2 protein-coding genes are annotated in these 6,421 nt (G+C 60.5%); both read left to right on the top strand.

All coding sequences use genetic code 11. The features are described from left to right. Positions 1-197 precede the first annotated feature (197 nt). Positions 198-5,204, top strand: a complete 5,007-nt coding sequence (locus ACT6S0_RS25670) for an RHS repeat-associated core domain-containing protein (RefSeq protein ID WP_444766570.1) — start codon at positions 198-200, stop codon at positions 5,202-5,204. Beyond that, positions 5,201-5,521: a hypothetical protein gene (locus tag ACT6S0_RS25665; RefSeq protein WP_444766569.1), complete on the top strand. Its 321-nt coding sequence runs from the start codon at positions 5,201-5,203 to the stop codon at positions 5,519-5,521. The genes ACT6S0_RS25670 and ACT6S0_RS25665 overlap by 4 nt, the downstream gene beginning before the upstream one ends. Positions 5,522-6,421 lie beyond the last annotated feature (900 nt).

Genomic DNA, 6,421 nt, shown 5'->3' with positions numbered 1-6,421 from the left:
CCGTGATGCGCGCTATCTCGCGCTCCGACTTGTTCTTGCGGCGATGCAATCGCCTGATCCTGCCAATCATGTCCATGGTGATCACTACTCGTCCTCGGATGCACAAAAATGCAGCAGAGTAGGTTGCTCACCTGGCTCAGTTTTAGGTCGGCATCAGGGCAAAAAGTGGCTCAGTTTTCGGTCGGCGAAAACACCGCATGGACATCAACAGCCTCACGCCCACCAGCGTGACATTGCGCGGCCCGGAAGGTGAAGTGGCGGTCAAAGTCGTTGCAGTCGAAGGCGGCGTGCTGACCTTCATCACGCCGTTGCAGCAACTGCTTCCCGCAAGCGCCTACAGCCTGTTCGTCAACGGTGCCCGCAGCGTTGCTGGGCAGCCGCTGCCCTTGCTTGCGCTTGGATTCAACACCCAATCCCTCGACGAGACCTCGGCCAACGCGGCGGCTGATGGTCCAGGGAATGGCAGGTCAGCTTTGAACAGCGCTAGTGCCGCTGTGCAGGCCCGCTCGGCGGGTGGGGGCTCAACATCGCCAGGCGCACAGAGCACATCGAGCGACACTGAGACAGACGAGACTTGGCTGCCGGGCGCCGAGCATCGGCGCGGCAATTGGCTCAGCAGGCGTGAGCATCTTGCAAGCCGAAGCTTTCCCAAGCACGGCGAGTCGCGCGCAGCGGCTGAGGCAAGAACGCCGCGCGTGGCGGACCCCATGTCGCTCATGACCGCCCGCGTAGCCTCCCTCAAGACAGACGAAGACCGTGGTCCGGGTTGGCAGGCCATGCAGCAGGCGTTCATGGCGCAGACTGACGGCCCAAGAGCGCGGGCGCGAAGCACGAGAGCTTCCATCGGTACTGCAGATGCAACCTCGCTCACCGGTCAACTGCTGCGCCTGAACGGCCTGCCGTTGGCGAACGCGACTCTCAGCATGGGAAGGGCGGCAACCAAGACGGACGCCAACGGCGAATTCACGCTTCAAGACATTCCTTCAGGGGAGCAGCTCCTCGTCATCGACGGGCGCACTGCGAGCACAGAGAAGACCCGTTATGGCCGCTTCGAGTACATGCATCACGTCGAAGCCGGGCAGGCCAACATCCTGCCATTCACGGTCTGGATGTCGAAGCTGGACACGAAGCACGCCATCCGAATTGATTCCCCGACCAAGCGTGACACCCTCATCTCCAACCCCAGCATGCCGGGGCTGGAGATCGTGCTGCCGGCGGGCTCGGTGGTGCGCGACGCTGACGGCAAGATCGTCACCGAAGTCACGTTGACACCGATCCCAGTAGACCAACCGCCTTATCCAGTTCCCTATGCCGACGTGCCGCTGCACTACACACTGCAACCCGGCGGCGCGGTGATTCAGAGCATTGACGGCAAACCTCGCGCTGCCCTAGTTCGTTACCCGAACTACTCCATCTATGGCCCTGGCACACCCGTGCAGCTCTTCGACTACGACGCCAGGGGACGGGGCTGGTACGTCTACAGCGCCGCACAGGTATCAATGGACGGACGCAGCATCACCGCCGAGCGCAACTTCCTGATCTACCAGTTCACCACCACGAGCTACTCCAGCGGCGGCCCGCCGCCCCCTCCAACGACACCGCCAACGTGCGGCGGCGGGGGCCCCGGCGGCCCGCCGCCGCCAGGGGGCGGAGGAGGAGGAGGCTCGTCCGGAGCCGGCAGCGCCAGCTCGGGCTGCGGCGGCGATCCCGTCGACCTGATGAATGGCAGCTTCCGCGAAACCGAACGAGATCTTTTCGTGGACGACGTCATCCCGATCGATCTGTTGCGCGTGTACCGCGGAAACAGCGCCACGAACGGCGTGTCGCCGCTGCCCAAATCGTTCGGCACAGACGCTACCCACCAATACGACGTCTATCTGTACTTCAACCTCGACACCCATAAACAGGTTCAGATGGTGATGGCCGACGGCAGCCGAGTGAACTTCGACAACCCGGCCGGGAGCACCGCATCCGGCTCGTACAACTCGCTGGCTTATCGAAGTACGTCCGAGCACGGTCCGTGGCGAAACGCGATGCTGCAAAAGTCTTCGGGGATGTTCGTCGTCACCTTCCGAGATGGCCGACGCTGGGGCTTTTCCATATATGGCGCGCGCCTGACGTGGGTCGAAGATCGCCTGGGTAACCGCTTGACTATCGACCGGACCGTGGCTAACCGCACCCGCATTACCAGCCCAAGCGGTCGCTACGTCGAACTCACCTATGACGCCCAGTACCGGATCAACGCCGCCACTGACAACATCGGCCGCCAGTTCATCTACACCTATCACCCGGGTACCAGCAACCTCGAGAGCGTTACCGACCCTGCTGGCAAAAAGCGCACGTATGGCTGGACAGCTGCCAATCGCTTGAAACAGGTGACCGATCCCAACGGCAATCTCGTCATCGACAACACCTACGAGATCGTCAACATTCCCGCGGGCTTTTGCACGCCAGTTGGGACCAACAGCCCCGCGCTGAACAACTATGAGACTGGTCGCGTGCGGAGCCAGAAGCTGGCCGACGGCAGCACTTTCAGCTTCAGCTATGGCAGCACCGCGGTCCAGTCGGCGTGCGCCGGCGGCTCAGTGTTCCTGCCGCCCTCCATGCAGACTGACGTGACAGACCGTCGCGGCACGGTGCGAAGAGTTGAGTTCGATGCGCTCGGCAATGTCATCAAGAACACTGCGGCGCTGGGCTTGTTGCAGCAGCAAGTAACCACCTTTACTTACACCGACAACCTGTTGACCAGCCTCACCGACACGTTGAATCGGCGGACCAATTTCGCCTACGACACCGCGGGCAACCTCATAACGCTGACGCGCATGGCCGGCACCGCCGAGGCCGTCGTCACCACCGCTACGTACGACCCGGTGTTCAATCAACCTTTGACAGTGACCGACCCGCTGCTCCACAAGCGCACCTTGCGTTACGACACGCGCGGCAACCTGGTGAGCATCACCGATCCACTGAGCCACGTCACCAAATTCACCTACGACGACCGGGGCCTGCTCATCAGCACGACCGACCCCCTCAACAAGACCAGCCGATTCACTTACGCCAATGCAGACCCGCTGAGCGCGAGCGACCCGTTGAATCGCACAACCAAGCAACTCACCGATGCTGTCGGGCGCGTTACGACGAACATCGACCCCCTGGGTAACACCACCGTCAACACCTGGGACGTGATGAACCGCCTCACAGAGATCACGGACGCACTGGGCGGCGTCACGAAGTTCAGCTACGACAACAACAGCCAGTTGCTCAGCCATACAGATGCCAAGAACCAGACGACCAGGTACACCTACCACCCCACGGGCCAGGTCAAAGACAAGACCGACCCGCTGCTGAAGGTAGAAAGCTACCTGTACGAGCCCGGCGGCCAGTTGAAGCAACGGACCGACCGCAAAGGCCAGGTCAGCGGCGTGACCTACGACGCGCTGGGCCGCGTGAAGACCATCGGTTTCGGCGCGACCGCCGCGAGCCCGACGGCTTACACCAGCACGGTGAGCCTCACGTGGGACAGTGCGAACCGCTTGCGGCAGATCGTCGACACCCAGGGCGGTGTGAGCAAGACCATCACCCGCGCTTACGACAATCTGGACCGGCTCACGCAGGAGAGTACCGACCAAGGCGAGGTGAACTACACCTACGACAAGGCGAGTCGGCGCGAGACCATGACTTTGAAGAACGGTCCTGCAGGTAGCCAGGTGGCGCAACCCACGGTGAGCTACACCTGGGATAACGCCGACCGACTCACGCTCATCACTCAGGCCGCAGGTGCGAGCAACGGCAATCAGGCACAGACCGTGGCTTTCCAGTACGACGACGCTGACCGCGTCCTCAAGACCACCTATACCGGCGGCATGAGCGTGAACACGACGTATACGGACGCGGGCGAGGTCAAGACGCTGAAGTATCTCAAAGCCGATGGCAGCGTCATCGCGCAGGGCGGCTACACGTATGACTTGGCCGGTCGGCGTATCGGGGTCTCGGGCGACCTGGCCAACTTCATCGGCACGCAACAGCCCGACATCACCGACGCCAGCTATAACGCGGCCAACCGCTTGCTTACATGGGGCGGCAAGACATTCAGCTACGACAACAACGGGAACATGCTTGGCGACGGGGCTACGACCTACACCTGGGACGCGCGAGATCAGCTCGTCAACATTGCTAACGCCACTACACCCGCCAGCTTCAAGTACGACAGCCAAGGCCGCCGCACGGCGCGCACCGTCGGGTCCGCAACGACCGCCTTCAACTACGACGGCGACAACTTCATCCAGGAGCTGGACGCGTTGGGCAGAAGCGGCAACATCAGAGCCAACCTCATCACCGGCGGCATCGATCAGCACTTCATGCGTCAGACCACCGTTGCCGGCTCGCCCAGCTTGAGCTGGGTCATGGCCGAGGCCAACAACAGCACGGTGGTGCAGGCCGACGGCGCGGGCAATGTGCAAAAGAGCTTCCAGTACACGCCATACGGCAGTTCGATCGCTACCACTGGTACCAGCACCGACAGCCAGCGCTACACCGGGCGTGAGGATGACGGCACTGGGCTGTATTACTACCGCGCGCGGTATTACCGCCCAGATTGCATGCGGTTCATAAGCGAAGACCCAATTGGGTGGGCGTCGGGGCAGGTAAACAACTATGCATATGTTGGTGGGGATCCAGTTAGCGCGACGGATCCGACTGGGGAGGTAGCCAATTTCGGAGTCGGAGCAGCTGCCGGTGCCATTACCGGATTTGCCTTAGCGAAGTTAACCGGCGAGTGCTACGGCGTACAAGACGCGTTCCGAGACGCTGCCCTGGGCGCTGTCGGTGGAGGAATAGCCAGCAAGGTTAACAAGCTTTACCGGATACTAAAACTTCGGAGCATTGCAAACTCTCGTGGTCTACAAAACGTAGGACAAAAAGGCTACACGGAGACGTGGAAAAACGGTCCGAATGCCCTTGAGAAACTGGACATAAAATTTGAGGCTGGCAAGAGTGCGGGATTGCAGGCTGGAAGTAAGGTACCAAGATTCTCCTATCGAATTGATGCGGGAAAGTTTTGGGATCCCTTCACCGGACAGATGGGACCGAAAGGTGCGCTGTCGCACGTCCCTCTTGAGCCATTCTTTGGCGGAGGATCTGGAGCAGCAGGTGCGGCAGCCGCCGTGTTGGGTGGCGCAATATCCACCGAAGGGGGATGCGATTGACGCTTGAACAGCCCTTAGGACTTATTCAAGTCCTTCTCGACCGCGATGCTGAATACGGAGATAGGCATGATGCGGCCATGGACCTTGGCGCTTTTAACGGGATTACAGTTGAAGACGCGCTCGCTCAAGTTGGATGTGATGATGGTGCAGAGGATGACCTTGCAGATGCATGCGGAGAGTCGTTGGCAGAAATATGGAGCCGTAAAAGGAGCGTTAACCGAGCCATCTTTATCAGACTTGCTCCAGCAGGTCGGCGCGCCGCGCTGGCTACCTTAAGGTCTATTTCCCCCGATCTTGCGACCGATCTTGATTCCTGACCGCTTGCACGGCCTTGGATGCAAGCTATTGAAGGCCACGCTTGAGTGAGCGAAATAGCTTGCGCTGGTCTGCGAGATCGGGGTAAGGCCGGACTGACAAGCACAATCGCTTGCGAGAGCCGAGCTAGCGAACTCATCTAGTGCTCCCCGAGTACTTTCCGCTGGTGTACGACTCCGGCAGTCACGCGTCATCATGTGTTTTGAGGATGCCCGTTGCGCTAAGCCGTATCTCTCTGGCATGCCCGAGATAGCGCTGCTGTCAATGGCCGGTTTTGTGACCGTGGAGTGAGCAGCTTGGAGAAGGGCTGGCCTGAAGGACGGCTGCTACGTGATCGTGGGCCTGATCTTCTCTGGTTCCTACACGCGGTACTGGCCGGCCGCTTGATCGTGCGTTGCGCCAAGTCCGCTTTGGGACCAATTTCGGTCGCCCAACTTACCGTCCGCGTGCGGCGGCAATCAGCCTAATTCCGGCCAGCCCAGAATCGGTCAACTTGAACCGGCACAGGTGGTCAAGTCCACCGGAATCCGCAGCGGGGCGCGGCGTCCCACCTCGCAAGGTCGATACGGCGGCCTGGTCGGCTTGAAAAGTTCAGAGTTGAATGAACAGAATCCCGGAAAGTTCAGACTTGAATGAGCAGGGAGTTCAGAGCTCTCCGAGCGACCTCTTCGCAAGTGCTTGATCTCTCAGTGGGTAGAGTTCAGAACTGATTGAACTTCAACACCTTCCAAGCCAAAACTTGGCTTGACATTCCAATGAGGGTAAGCGGTCATTGAACTACGCCCCTTGCCACCGCCATCGTGGCGGCGTAGACATTGCTCAGCGCGCTCCCAGCTCGATACGCCACGGCAGCAGCGCGGCGTAGTCGTCCACGGTCCTGGCATTGGGCAGCGCGACGAACA

The organism is Roseateles sp. (assembly GCF_052436255.1).
In the GTDB taxonomy this organism is placed as follows: Bacteria; Pseudomonadota; Gammaproteobacteria; order Burkholderiales; family Burkholderiaceae_C; genus Pelomonas.
The sequence above is the reverse complement of the archived record's forward strand: the minus strand, read 5'-3'. Positions and strand labels throughout refer to the sequence as shown.

Excerpts from the sequence above, each read along its gene's own strand:
- ACT6S0_RS25670 (WP_444766570.1), top strand. The coding sequence starts at position 198 with ATGGACATCAACAGCCTCACGCCCACCAGCGTGACATTGCGCGGCCCG.